Origin of the sequence: Nonomuraea spiralis, assembly GCF_014648435.1 — a bacterium.
GTDB classification, from domain to species: Bacteria; Actinomycetota; Actinomycetes; order Streptosporangiales; family Streptosporangiaceae; genus Nonomuraea; species Nonomuraea spiralis.
In genome coordinates this window covers 402,939-420,572 of record NZ_BMRC01000006.1, presented here as the reverse complement: position 1 = coordinate 420,572, position 17,634 = coordinate 402,939, and the positions used below count along the sequence as shown (strand labels likewise).

Annotated in this window: 20 protein-coding genes and 1 pseudogene; 11 read left to right on the top strand and 10 right to left on the bottom strand. The window is 72.3% G+C overall.

Annotated features, from left to right (window positions below; translation table 11 throughout):
• Nucleotides 1–50 precede the first annotated feature (50 nt).
• On the top strand, nucleotides 51–1,340 hold the full coding sequence (gene secY / locus IEZ27_RS17835; RefSeq protein ID WP_189648221.1) for a preprotein translocase subunit SecY: 1,290 nt from the start codon (nucleotides 51–53) through the stop codon (nucleotides 1,338–1,340).
• On the opposite strand, the gene IEZ27_RS17830 is transcribed toward secY, so the two are convergent.
• The 3 genes from IEZ27_RS17830 to IEZ27_RS17820 form a co-directional block, all read right to left on the bottom strand.
• On the bottom strand, nucleotides 1,333–2,034 hold the full coding sequence (locus IEZ27_RS17830) for a response regulator transcription factor (protein ID WP_189648220.1): 702 nt from the start codon (nucleotides 2,032–2,034) through the stop codon (nucleotides 1,333–1,335). The two genes, secY and IEZ27_RS17830, sit on opposite strands and share 8 nt — an antisense overlap.
• Nucleotides 2,031–3,011 carry a sensor histidine kinase gene (locus IEZ27_RS17825; protein ID WP_189648219.1) on the bottom strand — a complete coding sequence of 327 codons (981 nt, stop codon included), beginning with the start codon at nucleotides 3,009–3,011 and terminating at the stop codon, nucleotides 2,031–2,033. The genes IEZ27_RS17830 and IEZ27_RS17825 overlap by 4 nt, the downstream gene beginning before the upstream one ends.
• An 84-nt stretch (nucleotides 3,012–3,095) precedes the next feature.
• Nucleotides 3,096–4,001 (bottom strand): phosphotriesterase family protein, encoded by a 906-nt coding sequence (locus tag IEZ27_RS17820; protein WP_189648218.1) that lies wholly within the window; start codon nucleotides 3,999–4,001, stop codon nucleotides 3,096–3,098.
• A 150-nt stretch (nucleotides 4,002–4,151) separates the two neighbouring features.
• On the opposite strand from IEZ27_RS17820, the gene IEZ27_RS17815 reads away from it, so the two are divergent.
• A complete protein-coding gene (locus tag IEZ27_RS17815) occupies nucleotides 4,152–4,613 on the top strand; it encodes a TIGR02611 family protein (protein WP_189648217.1) in 462 nt (153 codons plus the stop codon).
• 64 nt (nucleotides 4,614–4,677) lie between these two features.
• Complete coding sequence (locus tag IEZ27_RS17810; protein WP_189648216.1) at nucleotides 4,678–5,607, top strand: TolB-like translocation protein; 930 nt, start codon at nucleotides 4,678–4,680, stop codon at nucleotides 5,605–5,607.
• Here IEZ27_RS17810 and IEZ27_RS17805 read toward each other — a convergent pair.
• Both IEZ27_RS17805 and IEZ27_RS17800 read right to left on the bottom strand, forming a co-directional pair.
• A complete protein-coding gene (locus IEZ27_RS17805) occupies nucleotides 5,602–5,922 on the bottom strand; it encodes a GroES family chaperonin (protein ID WP_125631016.1) in 321 nt (106 codons plus the stop codon). The genes IEZ27_RS17810 and IEZ27_RS17805 overlap by 6 nt on opposite strands.
• A 74-nt stretch (nucleotides 5,923–5,996) precedes the next feature.
• The gene (locus IEZ27_RS17800; protein WP_189648215.1) at nucleotides 5,997–6,947 is read right to left on the bottom strand and encodes an endonuclease/exonuclease/phosphatase family protein; all 951 of its coding nucleotides are present in this window, start codon (nucleotides 6,945–6,947) and stop codon (nucleotides 5,997–5,999) included.
• Between the two features lie 52 nt (nucleotides 6,948–6,999).
• Between IEZ27_RS17800 and IEZ27_RS17795 the strand changes: the two genes are divergently transcribed.
• Nucleotides 7,000–8,253, top strand: a complete 1,254-nt coding sequence (locus IEZ27_RS17795) for an ArgE/DapE family deacylase (protein ID WP_189648214.1) — start codon at nucleotides 7,000–7,002, stop codon at nucleotides 8,251–8,253.
• Nucleotides 8,254–8,263: 10 nt separating this feature from the next.
• Here IEZ27_RS17795 and IEZ27_RS17790 read toward each other — a convergent pair whose 3' ends face one another.
• On the bottom strand, nucleotides 8,264–8,581 hold the full coding sequence (locus IEZ27_RS17790; RefSeq protein WP_125631010.1) for a rhodanese-like domain-containing protein: 318 nt from the start codon (nucleotides 8,579–8,581) through the stop codon (nucleotides 8,264–8,266).
• A 37-nt stretch (nucleotides 8,582–8,618) separates the two neighbouring features.
• On the opposite strand from IEZ27_RS17790, the gene IEZ27_RS17785 reads away from it, so the two are divergent.
• On the top strand, nucleotides 8,619–9,257 hold the full coding sequence (locus IEZ27_RS17785) for a TetR/AcrR family transcriptional regulator (protein ID WP_229824075.1): 639 nt from the start codon (nucleotides 8,619–8,621) through the stop codon (nucleotides 9,255–9,257).
• A gap of 66 nt (nucleotides 9,258–9,323) precedes the next feature.
• Here the strand turns inward: IEZ27_RS17785 and IEZ27_RS17780 are convergent, their stop codons facing one another.
• The gene (locus IEZ27_RS17780) at nucleotides 9,324–10,139 is read right to left on the bottom strand and encodes an ABC transporter ATP-binding protein (protein WP_189648213.1); all 816 of its coding nucleotides are present in this window, start codon (nucleotides 10,137–10,139) and stop codon (nucleotides 9,324–9,326) included.
• Nucleotides 10,139–10,315: pseudogene (locus tag IEZ27_RS17775) on the bottom strand (iron chelate uptake ABC transporter family permease subunit); the annotation flags it as partial. The gene IEZ27_RS17780 and the pseudogene IEZ27_RS17775, both read right to left, overlap by 1 nt.
• Before the next feature lie 233 nt (nucleotides 10,316–10,548).
• Here IEZ27_RS17775 and IEZ27_RS17770 point away from each other — a divergent pair.
• On the top strand, nucleotides 10,549–11,313 hold the full coding sequence (locus tag IEZ27_RS17770) for an ABC transporter substrate-binding protein (protein ID WP_229824074.1): 765 nt from the start codon (nucleotides 10,549–10,551) through the stop codon (nucleotides 11,311–11,313).
• Here the strand turns inward: IEZ27_RS17770 and IEZ27_RS17765 are convergent.
• Entirely contained in the window at nucleotides 11,307–13,724 is a 2,418-nt protein-coding gene (locus IEZ27_RS17765) for a helicase-associated domain-containing protein (protein WP_189648212.1), read from the bottom strand. The two genes, IEZ27_RS17770 and IEZ27_RS17765, sit on opposite strands and share 7 nt — an antisense overlap.
• 76 nt (nucleotides 13,725–13,800) lie before the next feature.
• Complete coding sequence (locus tag IEZ27_RS17760) at nucleotides 13,801–14,295, bottom strand: ATP-binding protein (protein WP_125630998.1); 495 nt, start codon at nucleotides 14,293–14,295, stop codon at nucleotides 13,801–13,803.
• 232 nt (nucleotides 14,296–14,527) lie between these two features.
• Between IEZ27_RS17760 and IEZ27_RS17755 the strand changes: the two genes are divergently transcribed.
• The 5 genes from IEZ27_RS17755 to IEZ27_RS17735 all read left to right on the top strand — a co-directional run bounded on the left by IEZ27_RS17755 (nucleotide 14,528) and on the right by IEZ27_RS17735 (nucleotide 17,630).
• A complete protein-coding gene (locus IEZ27_RS17755) occupies nucleotides 14,528–15,349 on the top strand; it encodes a helix-turn-helix domain-containing protein (RefSeq protein WP_125631253.1) in 822 nt (273 codons plus the stop codon).
• On the top strand, nucleotides 15,350–15,586 hold the full coding sequence (locus tag IEZ27_RS17750; protein ID WP_189648211.1) for a DUF397 domain-containing protein: 237 nt from the start codon (nucleotides 15,350–15,352) through the stop codon (nucleotides 15,584–15,586).
• 100 nt (nucleotides 15,587–15,686) lie between these two features.
• Entirely contained in the window at nucleotides 15,687–15,926 is a 240-nt protein-coding gene (locus IEZ27_RS17745; RefSeq protein ID WP_229824073.1) for a 3'-5' exonuclease family protein, read from the top strand.
• 43 nt (nucleotides 15,927–15,969) lie between these two features.
• Nucleotides 15,970–16,728: a hypothetical protein gene (locus tag IEZ27_RS17740; RefSeq protein ID WP_185844458.1), complete on the top strand. Its 759-nt coding sequence runs from the start codon at nucleotides 15,970–15,972 to the stop codon at nucleotides 16,726–16,728.
• 20 nt (nucleotides 16,729–16,748) lie between these two features.
• Nucleotides 16,749–17,630 carry a maleylpyruvate isomerase family mycothiol-dependent enzyme gene (locus IEZ27_RS17735; protein ID WP_189648209.1) on the top strand — a complete coding sequence of 294 codons (882 nt, stop codon included), beginning with the start codon at nucleotides 16,749–16,751 and terminating at the stop codon, nucleotides 17,628–17,630.
• Nucleotides 17,631–17,634: the final 4 nt, after the last annotated feature.

Here is a 17,634-nt window from a genome sequence, read left to right as displayed (position 1 = left end):
CTCGCCTGGACGGACGACGCCACGCGCGCCCGCGGACAGACTTCGTGGTCATGCTGACCGTCTTCGCCAGGGCGTTCCGGGTGCCGGAACTGCGTAAGAAACTGCTGTTCACGCTGGGACTGATCGTGTTGTTCCGCCTCGGCCAGATCATGCCGGCGCCCGGTGTGGACGTCCTGGCAGTGCGGCAGTGCGTGGGCTCGGCCAGCGGCGGGCTCTTCGACATGATGCAGATGCTCAGCGGCGGTGCGATGCTCCAGCTCTCGGTGTTCGCGCTGGGGGTCATGCCCTACATCACGGCCAGCATCATCATGCAGCTCTTCGCCGTCCTGGTGCCGCGCCTCGACGCGCTCAGGAAGGAGGGACACAACGGGCAGGCGCGCATCACCCAGTACACCCGCTACCTGACCGTCGGCCTCGCGCTGCTGAACGCCACCACCATCGTCGCCATGGCCCGCTCGGGCAACCTGCTGCCCGGCTGCGCCCGTCCGCTGCTGCGCGACCAGGGGCTGCTCACGGTGTCGGTGATCGTGCTGACGATGGTCGCGGGCACCTGCGTGGTCATGTGGATGGGCGAGCTCGTCACCGACCGGGGGATCGGGAACGGCATGTCGATCCTGATGTTCACGCAGGTCGTCGCGGTGTTCCCGGGGTACATGGCGAAGATCTTCGTGCTCACGCCGTTCGGGTTCGCGGTGATGCTGGCCTCCGGGTTGTGCCTGGTCGCGGCGGTGGTGTTCGTGGAGCAGGCCCAGCGCCGGGTGCCGGTGCAGTACGCCAAGCGCATGGTGGGCCGGCGGATGTACGGGGGGAGCAGCACGTACATCCCGCTCAAGGTGAACCAGGCGGGCATCGTGCCGGTGATCTTCACCTCGTCGCTGCTCTACCTGCCGTCGCTGGCCGCGCCGCTGCTCGGCGCGGAGGCGGGCGCGTGGGTCTCACGCAACCTGACCGCCGGGACGCATCCGCTCTACATGAGCGCGTACGTGCTGCTGATCGTCTCCTTCGCCTACTTCTACGTCGCGATCACCTTCAATCCCGTCGAGGTGGCCGACAACATGCGGCGGTTCGGCGGGTTCGTGCCGGGGATCCGGCCGGGCGCGCCGACGGCCCGCTACCTGGCGTACGTGTTGTCGCGGCTGACCGCCCCCGGAGCCGTCTACCTGGGCGTGCTGGCGCTGCTGCCGCTGGTGGCGTTCGCGATCCTGCGCGACCCGGGCACCCAGCAGAACTTCCCGTTCGGCGGGACCAGCGTGCTCATCATGGTCGGGGTGGGCCTGGACACCGTCAAGCAGATCGAGTCCCAGCTCCAGCAGCGCAACTACGAAGGTTTCCTCAGGTAGGCAGCGCGAGCCCGGCCCGCATGGCGAACACCACGAGCTGGGCCCGGTCGCGGGCACGCAGCTTGACCATGGCGCGGCTGACGTGCGTGCGCACGGTGTCGGGGCTGATCACCAGCTCGGCGGCGATCTCGTCGTTGGAGCGGCCCGTCGCCACCCAGGCCACCAGCTCGCGCTCGCGCGGGGTGAGCGTGCCGAGGCCCTCGACCGGCTCGGCGCCGCTGCGGCCGAACAGGCCGATGACCTTCCTGGTGATCGACGGCGACAGCAGCGCCTCGCCCGCGGCCACCACGCGCACGGCGTTGACCAGCTCGTCGGGCGCGCTGTCCTTGAGCAGGAAACCGCTGGCCCCGGCCTGGAGGGCGGCGAAGACGTACTCGTCGACGGCGAACGTGGTCACCACCACGATCCGGGTGCCGCCCAGCCCGGGATCGGCGGCGACGGCCCGCAACGTGGCCAGGCCGTCGGTACCGGGCATGCGGATGTCGAGCAGCAGCACGTCGGGGTGGGTACGGCGGATCAGGTCGAGCGCCGCCGCGCCGTCGGACGCCTCGCCCACGCACTCCATGCCGGGCTCCCGCTCCAGCAACGCCCGCAGCCCCATCCGTACGACGGCCTGGTCGTCGGCGACCGCCACCCTGATCGGGCGCCCCGGGTCGTGGACGGCCGCCTCCGGGCCCGGATCGTGCGTGGTCATGCCCGGACCTCGGGGAACCGGGCGGTCACCCGGAAACCGCCGCCCTCGCGCGGCCCGGCGGCGAACCGGCCGCCCGCCTGGATGACGTGGGCGCGCATCCCGGCCAGCCCGCGTCCCTCGGCCGCGCCGTCCCAGCCCGCGCCCCGGTCGGCGACCTCCAGGACGAACCCGTACGGATCGTGCGCCAGGCGTACCGAGGCCCGGGTGGGACCGGCGTGCCGGAGCACGTTGGTGAGGGACTCGCGGACCACCCGGTAGACGGCGGTCCTGAGGTGGGCGGGCACGGCGGGGTCGGCGGGATCGACGTCCACGGGCAGGCCGGCGGCCCGTACGCCGGCGATGAGAGCGGGCAGGTCGGCGGCGGGCGGGTCGATGCCGTCGAGCGCGGCGCGCAGGTGGGCGAGGGCGGCGGTGCTGGTCTCCCTGATCGCCCGGAGCGAGGCGCGCGCCTGTTCGGGGTCGTCGTCGAGGGCGACGAGCGCGAGGCCCGCCTGCATCGCGATGGCCGCCAGGCCGTGACCGGCGGCGTCGTGCACCTCCCCGGCGATCCGCGCCCGCTCCGCGGCCCGCGCCAGCTCGGCCACCTCGCCCTCCGGGTCCCCGGCGGACGCGCAGGAGGCCGCGGCGAGCGGCTGGGCGGGACGGACGGTGGCAGCGGGATGAACGGCGGCGGGATGAACTGCGGTGGGACGGACGGTGGTGGCGGGCTGTGGCGCGGCGGGAGCCGGGATGCCCCACGCCGCCGCCCCCAGCAACGACCCGGTGTCGGCGGCGTGGGCCGACGGAGGGGGCTCGGTGTCGGCGGCGGCCGCGGCGGCGGCCCTGGCCTGGGCCAGGCCGTTGAACGACCACGGGACGGCCAGCCACCCGGCCCAGGCCAGCATGACCACGACCGGGATGTCACCCAGCCGGTTCAGGCGTGACAGCGTGGCGAGCGACCCGCGCAGGCGCCCGCCGCGTCGCTTGTGCTCGCTCACCATCCCCCACCCGGCCAAGCTCGTATCGCCCCGATCCTAGCGACTTCTACGCCATGCGGGACGATCACGGCCGGGGGTGCGGGATCAGCTCATTCCGTCGGTCAGCCAGCGCACCGGGTTGTCGCGGGTGATCAGGCGGATGACGTCCTCGCCGGTGCCGGCCTCGCGCAGGCGGGGGAGCAGGCTGTGGAACAGGTGGGCGTAGCCGCAGCCGCCGTAGCGCTGGACCTGGGCGACGCGGCTCAGGCCGGTGCTGAGGAGCAGGCGTCCGGCGTGGCCGTCCTCGATCAGGCCGAGTGCGATCCTGGCCGCCTGGTCGGGGCCGAGCGCCAGGGCGCTCAGGCTGACGTACGCGCCCGCCTCGGCGATCTTGCGCGCGCCACCCAGGTCGCCGGAGTAGCCGACGGCCACGCGGGAGCCGGGCAGGTTCTCGCCGAGCAGGATCTCCAGCAGCGCGAGGGCGTTCTGGCCGTGGGTGGCGACGGGCAGGCGCGACTGCCGGGAGGCGCGGGCGGCGGCGCGCAGGCAGCGCTCCTCGCGGGCGGTGGGCTCGGGGCCCCAGCTCCCGACCTCGCCGATCACGCCGGGGAAGACGCCGGTGCCGTCCACGCCGCTGGAGATCTCGGTCATCAGGCGCCGGGTGAGCTGCTCGACGTCGTCGTCGCCGGCGTCGGTGAACGGCTCGGCGAAGAACCCGGTCGAGGCGATCACCGGCACCCGGCTGCCCGCCGCGATGCGGGCCAGGGCGGCGGCGTCGCGGCCCATACCGAGACAGGTCAGGTCGACCACCAGGTTGAGCTCGTCGGACTGGCGCAGCTCGCGGAGCTCCGCGGTGACTGTGGTCTCCTCGTCGAGCCAGCGGTGCGGGTCGGAGTCGATGCCGACCGCCCAGCGCATGTCGGTACGCAGGTGCTCGTGGGGGAGTACGGCACCGTTGACTGCGGCCGCGCGGATGGGGCCGGTGACGGTGCGAAGGATGACCTCGGGCATAGCAGACATTAACCGATAGTTGCCTGAATCCCGTCCCCTGTGTCCCGAAATTTTACCATTTATCCGGTTTGGTGAACTGCTAGCGCCTTGCAACTGTTCCTATGGGTCTGAGTCGTATCCTTGGGAGCATCCGACCGACACGGGGGAGACGTGCCGATCCAGAACTCCGAGACAGGCGACGCCGACGTGATGAAGGACGACGCCGCCGCGCGATCCGCCATGCCCGCCCGCCGCGGCGGCCTCAAAGGCTGGCTCGACGGCGTCAGGTCCACCCGCGCGGGCGCGCTCACGCTGAAGATCGTGATCGGCGTCATCGGCGCGGTCATGGTGGCCGGCGGCCTGATCATGGTGCCGTTCCCGGGGCCGGGCTGGCTGGTGGTGTTCGCCGGGCTGGCGGTGCTGGCCACCGAGTTCCACTGGGCCCACAAGGTGCTGGAGTTCGGCAAGCAGACGTTGCACGCCTGGACGCAGTGGTACAAGCGGCAGGGCTGGACGGTGCGCATCCTCGTGCTGCTGGTGACCGTGGCCGCCGCTGCGGTGATCGTCTACTTCGGCATGCGGACGCTCGGCGTCGACCTGCTGGAGATCGCCCAGCGGTTCGTCCAGCGCTGAACGCTTTCAGACCGGGTCGTTATCGTTCCCGGGATCGGGGGATTTCCCCGCCTATTCTGCGGGCGTGATCGCTCAAATCGCCGTCGCGTTGTCGTTGACGTTTCTCGCCCCGGCCGCCGCTCAGGCGGACCTCGTATTGCCGGGCACCGGTGGCATGAAATATCACGAAAAATCGGGCGATCCCGTACGGCTCACCGCCTACGGCCTCGGCACCAAGCACACCTATCTCCGTCCCGCCACCGGCGACGCCTTCACCTGGCAGAAGAGCCTGTCCGAGGCGTCGGTCTCGCCCGACGGCCGCCTGACCGCCGGGGTGCCGTCCTCGTACCGGGCGGGCTTCGACTCCCTGATCGTCACCGACCGCACGACCGGCAAGACCGCCCGGATCCGTACCGTCAAGAAGCCCATGACGGCCTCCTATGCCTCCTGGTCCAGGGACGGCAGGAAGGTCGCGCTCACCGTCGAGCAGAAGACGGGCGGGACCTGGCAGGTGCTCGGCTTCACCGTCGTGGACGTGCGCGCGGGCACCGCGAGCACGGTCCGGGTCGCGGGCCTGCCCCGGCGGGCCGGCTTCTGGTGGAGCCCTGACGGCAACCTCGTCACCATGTTCGGCACCGGCCTGCGCGTCTACCGCCCCTCGGACGGCACGGTGTTGCGCACGTACACGAACGTGGGCCTGCCGACCGGCCCCGAGGACTCCTACGCGCCCTCGGGCAAACGCCTGACGACGTGGTGCCCGTCGCGCTTCAAGGAACAGGTCTGCCTGGTGGACCTCGCCACCGGCGCGATCGCCCAGCGCGTGGCCGTCAAGCCCGAGGCCCTGTTCGGATGGTGGGACGACGGCCATCTGATCGCCGTCATGCCGGTCAAGGGCGGCTACCGCCTGTCGGTGCTCGACCTGACGGGCCGGACGACCCGGGTGCTCGCGGACGTGCCCGCCGCCACCTGGGCCGCCGAGTTGTGGGTCAGCTTCGCCAGGACCCGCGTGTCATAGGTAGAGGCCCGTGCCGTGGTCGGTCTCCTGGGTGGCCACCGCGTGCAGGTCGCGCTCGCGCATGACCAGGTAGACGCGCGCGTGCACCTCGACCTCGAACTGCTCCTCGGGGTTGAACAGCACCTTGTCGCCCACCTTGACCGAGCGCACGTTCGTGCCGACGCCGCAGACCTCGCCCCATGCCAGCCGGTTGGCCATCTTGACCGTCGCGGGGATGACGATGCCGGAGCCGCTGCGCCGCTCCTCGGCCTCCTGCTCCAGCCGGATCATCACTCGGTCGTGCAGCATCTGAATCTCGAACTTGGGCGCTTCCACGGGGACAGTTTACGAGCCGCCGAACCCCCGCCGGCCCACGATCGTCCCAGGTCCCACCCGGCGCGGCAGGCGGCTCACGGCAGCAGGAGCTCGGCGAACACCGGCCGGTGGTCGCTGCCGACCGGCGGGAGCACCCGGAAGTCCCGTACCGCCATGCGCTCGCCGGCCAGCACGTGGTCGATCGTCACGCCGGGCAGCGGGCCCCATCCGCCCCAGGTCGGCGACAGGCCCCGGCCCATGACGTCGGCCGCGTCCCGGTAGCCCGCCTCCAGCAGGTCGCGCAACGGGAGATGGTCGAGGGTGGCGTTGAAGTCGCCGGCCAGCACCCGCAGCCGTTCGCCGCCGCGCGGCAGCCGTTCCAGTCCCGCCAGCCAGCACGGTTGCCGGCCCACCCGCTTCGGCGCGCACGGATGCACCGAGACGATCTCCACCTGGGCCCCGCCGGGATGCGTGAGCACGGCCGTCGCCTGCCCGAACCCGCCCAGCTCGATCAGCTCGCCGGCGGCCAGCGGATATCGGGCGTAGACGGCCGAGCCGCCCACCCCCCGGACGGGCCTGGTCACCGCGTGCGGCAGCAGTTCGCGCAGTCCCGCCGCATCCAGGCGCCGCCGCGCGGCGGGCGTGAACTCCTGGAGCGTGAGCACATCCGGCCGCAGCGACCGGACCAGGCCGACCAGCCGCGCCGCGTCGGCCGTGCCCACCAGCAGGTTGGCCGCCAGCACCCGCAGCGCCGGGCCGCGCGCACCGGCCCCGGAGTCGGGCCCGGAGTCGGGGAGGGCGCGCGGCAGCACCGCGGCCCCGAGTGCCAGCACCGTGACCAGCGCGACCGCGCCGGGAGCCCACCGCCGCAACAGCGCGGCGAGCGCCAGGCTGAGCGCCGCGCCCACCGCCGCGTACGGCGTGAACGCGACCACCGGCACCCACGGCCAGTCCGGCTCGAACCCGCTGACCCGCACCGCCGCCCACAAGGCGAACGGCGTCACCGCGATCCAGCTCATCCAGGTACGCACGCCCTGTATCGCCATATGTCGGGATTCGCGTTCACGGCCCAGGAAACCGCGTGAGAAAGTGTGCTCCATGCGCGACGTGGAAGCCAGAGTCCTCAACGCCATCGACGAGGCCGAGACGGTCGCCCTGCTGGCCGAGACCGTACGGGTCCCCAGCGTCACGGGCACCGACGCCGAGTCCGACCTCCAGCACCGCTTCGCCCGCCTGCTCACCGAGGCCGGCCTCGACGTGGACGTCTGGAAGCTCGACCTGGCCGGCCTCACCGCCCGCGCGGGCTTCCCCGGCACCGAGGCCCCCAGGCAGGAGGGCTACGGCGTCGCGGCCGTGACCGAGGGTGAGGGTGTGCCCGCGCTCGCCCTGCAGGGCCACGTGGACGTCGTCCCGACGGGCGACCTGGCCAAGTGGGAGGGCAGCGACCCGTTCGCCGCCCGGATCACCGGCGACGTGCTGCACGGCCGGGGCGCCTGCGACATGAAGGCCGGCCTGGTGGCCAATCTGGCCGTCGTTCGGGCGCTGAAGCGGGCGGGGGTGCGCCTGGCCAGGCCCCTCGCCGTGCACTGCGTGATCAGCGAGGAGGACGGCGGCCTCGGCGCGTTCGCCACGCTGGCCAGAGGGCACACGGCGGAGGCCGCGGTGATCACCGAGCCCACCGGCGGCACGGTGATCACGGCCAACGCCGGGGCGCTGACCTTCCGCGTGGAGCTGGCCGGCCGGGCCGCCCACGGTGCCACCCGGTACGAGGGCGTCAACGCGATCGAGGTCTTCTGGCCGGTGTTCGAGGCCATCAGGCGCCTGGAGGCCGAGCGCAACCGCGACGTGCCGGAGGTCTTCGGCGGCAACCCGATGCCGTACCCGATCGAGGTCGGCACCGTACGGGCGGGCGACTGGGCCAGCACCGTGCCCGACCTGCTGGTCGCCGAGGGACGCCTCGGCGTGCGGCTGGAGGAGGACCCGGCCGCGGCGCGGGCGGCGTTCGAGGAGGCCGTCGCCTCGGCCGCGCACCCGTGGCTGCGGGACAACCCGCCCGTGGTGACCTGGCCGGGCGGGCAGTTCGCCAGCGGCCGGCTGCCCGCCGGGCACGAGCTGCTCGACGAGGTGAACCGGGCCGTCGGCGACGTCGCGGGCCGGCGTCCGGCCGAGGCCGCCGCGCCGTACGGGAGCGACCTGCGCCTGTACGCGGCCGGCGGCATCCCGACCCTGCACTACGGCCCCGGCGACGTGCGGTTCGCGCACGCCCCCAGGGAGCAGGTGGAGCTGGCCGAGCTGCGCGAGGTCACCCGCGCGCTGGCGCTGCTCGCGGTACGCCGCTGCGGCGTCCTCTGAGCGGCGTCCGTCACAGGGACGACTCGACCGGCAGCCCGGCCCCGACCCAGTCCTCGATGCCCTCGACGTACCGGCGGACGTCGGTGTAGCCGAGCGCGGTCAGCCGGTTGGCGACGGCCTTGCTGTTGCCGCAGGCCGGGTTGGAGCAGTAGGTGACGATGGGCGCGTCCTTGTCGGGCAGCAGCTCGGCGGCGCGCTCGGCGACCTCGCTCTCGACCAGGGCGACGGCGCCGGGCAGGTGCTGCTGGGCGTAGTAGGAGCCGCCGAGCGTGTCGAGCACGGTCAGGCCGCCCAGGTTGGCGTGCAGCTCCTCGCGGGTGATGGTCATTGTGGCCTCCGTACGAAATGGACTAAAGTCCGGATGTGTGGATGGCCAGGAAGTTAACGGACCACGGTCCGGTTCGTCAAGTGAGCCGCTGGAGCTGCTGACCGGCAAACCGGTGCGCGAACGTGCCGACGCGGCGCGCAACAGGGAGAAGGTGCTCGCGGCCGCCGCGCGGCTGTTCGCCGAGAAGGGCGTGGAGGCCGTGTCGATGGACGCGGTCGCCGCCGAGGCCGGGGTCGGCAAGGGCACGCTGTTCCGCCGGTTCGGCGACAAGTCGGGCCTGGCGGTGGCGCTGCTGGACGCCCGCGAACGCGACCTGCAACAGCGCGTCCTGTCCGGGCCGCCGCCCGTCGGACCCGGCGCCCCCGCCGCCGAGCGCCTGACCGCGTTCACGGCCGCCTATCTCGACTACCTCTTCGCCCACCTCGACCTGGTACGCATGTCCGAGACGGCCAGCCCCGGCGCCCGCTACCGCATCGGCGCCTACCGTTTCTGGCACCGCCACGTGGCGATCCTGCTGGCCGAGGCCCGTCCGGACGCCGACGCCGACGTGCTCGCCCACACCCTGCTGGCCGCGATGGGCGCGGAGGCGGCCGGCGTGCTGCGCGAGCAGTACGGCCGCGAGCGCGCCGCCGCGGGCATCACCGCCCTGGCCGCCGCCCTCGCGCACCCGGCCTGACCGGGGCCGGGCCGGGGCCGTCACACGCCTGGCTAAGGCCGGGGCCGGAGTCGTCACGCGCCCGGCTCAGGCCGGGGCCGACACCCGCCGGCGTGCCTCCGGCACGATCATCGGCGTGCCCGTCTGCGGGTCCTGGATGATCTCGCAGCGCAGGTCGAACACCCGCAGCACCAGGTCGGGGGTGACGATCTCGGCCGGCACACCCTCGGCGACGACCTCGCCGGCCCGCATGACGATCAGGTGCGTGGCGTACCGGCAGGCCTGGTTGAGGTCGTGCAGCACGGCCACCATGGTCCGTCCGGCCTCGTGCAGGTCGGCGCAGAGGTCGAGCACCTCGATCTGGTGGGAGATGTCCAGGAACGTGGTGGGCTCGTCCAGCAGCAGGATCGGCGTCTCCTGCGCCAGCGCCATGGCCAGCCACACCCGCTGCCGCTGCCCGCCGGACAGCTCGTCCACGATCCGGTCGGCCAGTTCGGCGACGTCGGTCGCGCGCATGGCCTCGGCCACGGCCGCCTCGTCGGCCTTCGACCACTGCCGCATGAGCCGCTGGTGCGGGTACCGGCCGCGGGCCACCAGGTCGGCCACGCTGATCCCGTCGGGCACGATCGAGCTCTGCGGCAGCAGGCCGAGCCGCCGCGCGACCTCCTTGGACGGCAGCGAGGTGATCACGCTCCCGTCCAGGTGCACGGCGCCCTTCCTGGGTTTGAGCATCCTGGCCAGCGCGCGCAGCAGGGTGGACTTGCCGCACGCGTTCGGGCCGATGATCACGGTGAAGGACTCGTCCGGGATCGCCACGCCGAGGCTGGTGGCCACGACGCGCTGGTCGTAGGCGAGGGTGAGGTCGGTTCCGGTGAGGCGGGCAGCCCCGGGTGACGCGGCCATCAGTGGCGGTCCTTTCGCAGGAGCAGGGCGAGGTACGTGCCGCCGACGGCGGCGGTCAGGACGCCGACGGGAAGCTGCGTCGGCGCGAGCAGCCGCTGGGCGACCAGGTCGGAGGCGGTCAGCAGCACGGCCCCCATGAGCGCCGAGGCGCCCATCGTGACGCCGGGGGAGCGGGTCGCGCAGAGGCTTCCTGGCCGCCACGGCAGGGCTCGCGGCGGCCCTGACGCTGTCGGCCTGCGGCGGCGGCACCGAGGCGGCGGGCAGCGGTACGTCCACCTCGCCCGCCTCCTCCGCCGCCGCCCAGAGCTGGACGTTCACCGACGACCGGGACAAGAAGATCGACCTGCCCAAGGCCCCGTCCAGGATCGTCGCCCAGGTCGGCGCCGCCGCCGCGCTGTGGGACTTCGGCGTGCGCCCGGTCGCCGTCTTCGGCCCCCACAAGCTCGCCGACGGATCCAGCGACCCGCAGGTCGGCAACGTCGACATCACCAAGGTCGAGGGCCTCGGCAACGTCTGGGACGAGTTCAACGTCGAGAAGTACATCTCCCTCCAGCCCGACCTGCTGGTCAGCAGCATGTACGTCAAGGGCGCCCTCTGGTACGTGCCGGAGAAGTCGAAGGAGACCATCGAACAGGTCGCCCCCACCGCCGGCGTCATGCTCACCGGCCGCAGCGCCACCCAGGTGATCGGCAAGTACGAGGAACTGGCCAAGTCGCTCGGCGCCGACCTCCAGGGTGTGCCGGAGGCCAAGGCCCGCATGGAGGCCGCGACCAAGGAGCTCGCCGCCTTCAAGGACCTGAAGATCCTCATGATGTCCGGCGGCGCCGACGCCATGTGGGTCGTCAACCCGCCCGAGTACCCCGACATCGTGCATCTGACGGAGAACGGCCTCAACGTCGTCAAGCCCTCGAAGGTGGACGACGGCGGCTTCTTCCAGACCCTGAGCTGGGAGAACGCCGACACCTACGACGCCGACGTGATCCTCTACGACACCCGTACCCAGTCGCTCAAGCCCGAGGAGATGCTGAAGAAGCCCACCTTCGCCAAGCTCCCCGCGGTCAAGGCGGGCCAGCTGTACCCGTGGCGCGCCGAGGCCCCCTTCAGTTACCAGGGCTACGCGACGTTCCTGGAGGAGCTGGTGTCGAACCTGAAGAAGGCGAAGCCGCTTCAGTAGGCCCCGCGCACCTCGGTGATCTCGGCGAGGGGGAACTCCAGGTAGTCGCCCGCCTCCTCGCACCAGGCGTCGAGGGTGCCGGACCGCAGCTCGCCGTGGCTGATCGTGGCCGTCAGGCCGTCGGCCAGCGTGATGGCCGCCCGTACCCCGCGGTCGACGACGAAGCCGAGCAGCGACTGCTGGGCGGTCGGCAGCCTGGTCGCCATCCGGCCGATGACCGCCCAGGTACGGCCGTGCTTGTCGGTCTCCTCCCGGCCGGCCGCGACCAGGCGGCGGGCGTGCTCGTGCGGGTCGGGCGCGGGCTCGGCGAGCACGTACGGCGCCTGCGGATCGGCGCCGGCCGCGAATTCCGACAACTCGGCCACCTGCCCGCCGGGCAGCAGGATCAGCTTGCCGTGGTGCGGTTCCTCGGCCCTGGCCCGGTGAATGGTGATCTCGCCGGTGTCGGAGACGGGCACGGGGGAGTAGCCGTGTTCGCGCAGCGCGGCCAGCGTGCGTTCGGCAGGGGCCGCGCTGACCAGCACCGTGGGCGCCAGCAGCCGCAGGCCCAGCCGGGCCAGCCGCCGGTGGCCGGCGATCTCGGCGAGCAGCCCGGTGTCGCCCGCCTGCACGACGCAGCCGACCGTGGTGACCGTCACCTCGCCGTGGCGGCGCGCGGTGTCGCGGACCAGGTACTCCAGCGGCTGCGGGATCGTGCCGACCGCGGCCAGCTCGTCGAGGAGTTCGTCGGCGTCGTAGCCGTGGTCGAGCGCGCCGCGCAGGCTCTCGGTGGTGAATCGCCACACCGAGGCCGCGCCGCGCGACTCTCGCTCGGCCACCCGGTCGAGCAGCGCCGCCAGCTCGGCCGACGGCGGCCCGGTGACGACCGCGGTCAGGTCGGGGCCGAACAGGGCGCTCCTGCGTACGCTGGCCAACGCCCTGGTGGACGCCTCGGCCAGCACCGGATCGTGCTCGACCTGCGGCACGGCGTCGTCGTTCTCGTCGCCGGGGCTCGCGCCCAGCCCGGCCAGGGCGCGCCCGAGGTCGGTGAGCGCGCCGTTGGCCAGCAGGCCGAGCAGCGTGGCCTCGTCCAGCACGGCCGGCGCGCACTCGGCCAGCAATGCCTGGTCGAGCAGCGGGGCGTGCCAGTGGACGTTGCGCACCAGGCTGTCGCGGCCGGCCATGGCGGTGCCCGCGGGCAGGTGGGCGAGCGCCGCCAGCACCGCCCTGCGCACCCTGGCCACCGCGCTGCCCGAGGGGTCGTCGCCGAGCACGGTGGCGTACTTGCCGTCGATCTTGCGCAGGGACGAACGTTCCATGCGCCACCAGGCCGACAGCAACACGCGCAGCCGGGCCGAGCCCTCGTCGAGGCGCCAGCGGTCGAACCGTTCGGTGGGGATCATGCCGGCCGACTTCTCGTCCCATGCCAGCAGCCTGGCCACGGCGCAGACCTCCAGCAGCAGGCGGGTCTCGTCCTCGTCGCAGCCGGTCTCCTTGGCCACCCTGCGGACCTCGCGCACGCCCACGCCGCCGGTCTTGAGCAGCGGCAGCGGCGTCTTGGAGGTGTTGTCGAGCAGGGCCGCGCAGCGCTCCACGACGTGCGGCGCGGCGAGCGTCATCAGGTGGTCGACCTCCTCGGGATCGACCGGGATCGCCGCCATCTCGGGCGCCTCGGGCTGGAACGGCGGATGGTAGCCGGGGCCGCGCAGGCACAGCGCGACCTCGCGGGAGACCTCGGCGACGTGCCAGCTCGGGCGGAACAGCAGGCCGTGGTCGGCGCACCACTTCTCGGGTGTGCCGTGCATGACGAACCGGCCGCCGTCGACGTCGCGCGAGGGGCCGTCCCAGGCGAAGCGGCCCAGCAGCGCGAGCGTGCCCTCGGGGGCGGTGGCCGTCAGCCGGTCGAGGCGTACGGGGTCGGACAGCACCTCGATGACGCGGGCGATCGTCCGCCGTTTGTTGCCGTGGGAGGGCAGGCCGAGCGAGCGGGCCAGGGCGCGCAGGGCGTCGTTGCTGATCGTCCAGGAGTTGAGGTAGTGCTCAAGTGGCTCGCCCAGGCCGAGCGGGGCCGCCCACCACCGCGCCACACCCTCGGCCAGATGGATCACGCCGTCGTCGTCGGGCCAGGCCAGCGCGTGGTCGCACAGATGGTCGAGCCAGGGGGCCAGCGCCTCGCCCGGTACGCCGAGGAAGGCGGCCAGCCCCTCGGCCGTCGGCCGGCTCATGGTCAGGCCCGCCTCGGCCAGTTGCAGGGCGGGCAGCGGCAACCCGCGCATGGCCTCCATGACGGCGAAGCCGTTGCCCAGGCGCTGGGCCAGCGTGTCCAGCCGCCGCGGCCAGGGCGGCGCGATGGCGTCGGGCCTGTTGGCCAGGATGCGGGCAAGCCTGTTTTCGTCTAGTGTTCGCAGCCAGCCGAGCAGGTGATCTTCCATCTGTCAGCACTCTCATGGGGTCGCTTGGGACTCACCGTGAGCCATGACCATCCACGGTAATGCAGAGCACCCCTCGTCAGGAGAGGACTGCCCAGACGATCTTTCCGTGGGGCGCGAGTGCCGACCACCCCCAGCGGAGGCTGAGCGATTCGACGATGTGGAGACCCAGGCCGCCGGTGTCAAGGGGGCCAGGGTATCGCAGCACGGGCACCGAGGTGCCTGGATCGGTGAACGCGCTGGTGACGAGCGACCCCCGGCGTACGAGGGACATGTGGACCGGGCGCTGGCAGCGGGGCTCGTCGAGGCGCAGGCCGTGGCGCAGGGCGTTGGTCGCGAGCTCGGAGACCACGAGTTCCATGTTCTCGACCAGCTCGCCCAGGCCCCAGCCCGAAAGGGTGCCGGTGGTGAAGCTGCGCGCGGAATGGACCGAGGACGCGGTGGGCGGGAGCACGTACGTGGCGCTCGCGGACGGTCCGGTGACCAGGAGATCGCGAGCCGCCTCCGGCCACCAGCCGACGGGCGGCCACCAGTCGAACGTGGTCCACTGGCCGGGCGCCGTGGTGAATTGCACGTGATCATTCTGCGGCAATCTCTCGTGCAGGTGCAAGAGCGAATGCACGTGCAGACATGTCGTGCAGGCGCTACGGTTCTCCCCAAGTGGTCAATATGGGGGAAAGGGGATCTTGTCCGCGGCCCATGATCTTTCGGCCGCTAAGTGACAGACTGTGTCTTCAAGGAAACGACACAAGGAGCAGCACGTGTCCATTGATCCGCCCGGCTCCGGCTCGACCGTTCGGCGCATCATGCTGGGTGCGAGCCTCAGGCGTCTGCGCGAGGCCTGTGGACTCGACCGCGGCCAGGCCGGATTCCACATCCGGGCGTCCGAATCCAAGATCAGCCGCATGGAGCTCGGGCGTGTCGGATTCAAGACACGGGACGTTGAAGACCTGCTCACCCTGTACGGCGTCGTCGACGATGCCGAACGCCGTGCCCTGCTGGAGATGGTCCGCGAGGCCAACACCCCCGGGTGGTGGCACAAGTACTCCGCCGAGCTGCCCTCGTGGTTCACGACGTACGTGGGCCTGGAGGAGGCCGCGAGCGTGATCCGCACCTATGAGGTGCAGTTCGTGCCCGGCCTGCTGCAGACGGCCTCGTACGCGCGATCGGTCTTCCAGCTCGGCAACCCCGACGCGAGTCCGGACAAGATCGAGCGCCGCGTGCACATGCGCATGCAGCGCCAGGAGCGCTTCACCCAGAAGGACGGCCCCAAGCTGTGGGCCGTCATCGACGAGGCGGCGCTCAAGCGGACCATCGGCGGGCGAGAGGTCATGTCCGAGCAGCTTCAGCATCTGCTGGAAGTCGCCGCCCTGCCCAACATCACCCTCCAGGTGATGCCCTTCAGGTTCGGCAAGCACGCCGCCGAGGGGGGCGCGTTCAGCATCTTGCGGTTTCCCGAGTCCGACTTGTCGGACGTTGTCTACGTCGAGCAGCTCTGGGGTGCCCTGTACCTGGACAAACGTGAGGACGTCGACCCGTACCTCACGGCCATGGAGCAACTGTGCGTGGAAAGCACCACGCCAGGGGGCACCGTCGAGCTCATCGGCGGTCTTCTCAGAAAGATGTAGATGAACCACACCTACAACGGCATGCCCGCGGCCGACCTGACCCAGGTCGCCTGGCGCAAGAGCCGCTACAGCAACTCGCAGGGCAACTGCGTGGAGCTCGCGAAGCTTCCCGACGGTGGGATCGCGGTCCGCAACTCGCGTTTCCCCGACGGCCCTGCTCTCATCTATACCCGGGACGAGATCCGGGCCCTGGTGCTCGGGGCCAAGGACGGCGAGTTCGACGGCCTTCTCGTGTAACAGCCCGTTCATCTCCGGCGCGCTTCCTTAACGGGGGCGCGCCGGAGGCGTAACCGGCGTGGTCCTTCCGCCGGTCAGGATGTGGCACATGCTCGACCAGATGACTCTGTACCCGATCGCCGACGACGTGCTGTTCGCGCCGGGCGGCAAGGTCGTGATCCGCACGTACGGCGTCGCGCCCGCGGGCGCCTCCGTCTCCTACCGCACCTGGGTGACCGGCCTGCGCGACCAGCCGCGCTACTGGCACTGGGGCCACTTCGAGGACGCCGCCTCGGGGCACCGCCGGGTGCTGGAATGGCTCACCGGCAGGGGTCCGCAGCCTTCCCAGGCGGTGACCTGATCGCTATCCTCGTGCCAAGCAAATGCTTGGTAGAGGAGGCGTGGTGCGGCGCGCGATCCACCTGCTCGAAGAGGTCGACTTCCGGCCGATGAACTCCAGACGCCCGCTGGAGTACCTGACCTGGCTGACCCGTTACAAACGCGAGGACGAGAGCCGCGACGCCCCCGCCCTGACCTCCGGCATGTCCATCAGGTCCCGCGAGATCGACCTCGTCGGCGCCTTCTACGCCGTCGGCATCACCGGACACCCCCAGTTCAAGGCCGTCACGCTGTGGGACTGCCACGGCGGGTGGGACGGCGGCTGGCGGCAGATGATGGGCATCTACCAGGGCGTCGACGAGCGCCTGTTCCTGTCCGACATCGACGACCTGCGCTTCTCCGCCTTCTCCAGGCCGCTCGGCGCCGCGCCGGGCTGCCCGCCGCTCGGCCGGGCGCCCGCCGCCGAGTTCTACCTCTTCGAGAGCGCCCGCGTACGCCCCGGCGCCGCGCTCGACTACCTGGAGGCCGTACGCACCGAGCGCGCCCCCCTGCTGGCCGAGCACGGCCACACCCTGACCGGCCTGTACGAGGTGCTGTTCTGCGACACCGAGGCCGTCACCATGTGGGCCGTCTCCCTGGACGACCACCTCGCCACCCAGCGGGCCCGCGACGCCGCCCTGGGGCTCGACGACGAGGTCCGGCCCGACCCCCGCCTGCTCGACTGGGGCAAACGGGCCCGCCGCTACCTCGAAGGCCCCTGGCGCGAGACGCTGCTCGCGCCGTTTCCCGGCAGCCGTCTGGCGTACGGGCCCCCGCCGGGTTAGCGTCGGCTGCGGAGGCAGCCATGACGGACTCGTACCTCTACGACGGGCCGGGCGAGGCCGATCACCTCGCCGCGTGCCCGGAGTGCAGCGCGGCCCTCGCGCTGGTGGGCCTGCCGGAGACGGCGGCCGAGCCGCCGCCGACGCTGCGCGAAGCGGTGTTGTCGGGAGCCCGCCGCCGGCGCGCGCCCGCGGCGCTCGGCGTGGCGTCCGTGACGGTGCCGTACGCCGAGCAGGTCGCGCTCATGGACGACCTGCTCGCCGAGCTGAGCCTGCCCCAGTGGGACGCGCCGATCGCCCGGCACGGAACCGTCCGCGACCTGGTCGGGCACCTGGCGGCCAACGACGCCACCGTGGCGGCGTTCATGGGCCTGCCCGGCGCGGGGACGGCCAGGGAGCACCGGCGCTGGCGCGATCAGGCCGGCTCGCTGCTCGAACGGGTCTCGCGGGCCGGCGAGGTGCTGCTCGGCGTCGAGGTGGCGCTGGCCGGGGTGCGTCCGGCCCGCGCGCCGCTGCGCCAGGCCATGATCCAGCGCACCTTCGAGACCTGGACGCACGCCGACGACATCAGGGCCGCCACCGGCCGCCCGCCCGCGCCGCCGCGCGACGAGCACGTGCACCTGATCGCCGAGTTCGGCCTGGCGCTGCTGCCGCGGGCGCTGAAGGGGCCGCGCCGCGACGTCTCGGTCACCGTCGTGCTGACCGGGCCCGGGGGCGGCACGTGGACCATCCCGCTCTCGCGCGCCGCCGGCCGGGTCGCCACGCTCGTCTCGGCCGACGCGGTCGGCTTCTGCCGTCTGCTGGCCGGCCGAAGACCGCCGGACACCTTCCCGTACGCGGCCGAAGGCGACCCCGCACTCGCCCGCGACCTCATCCACGCCGCCGCCACCCTGGGCTGCGACTGATGGG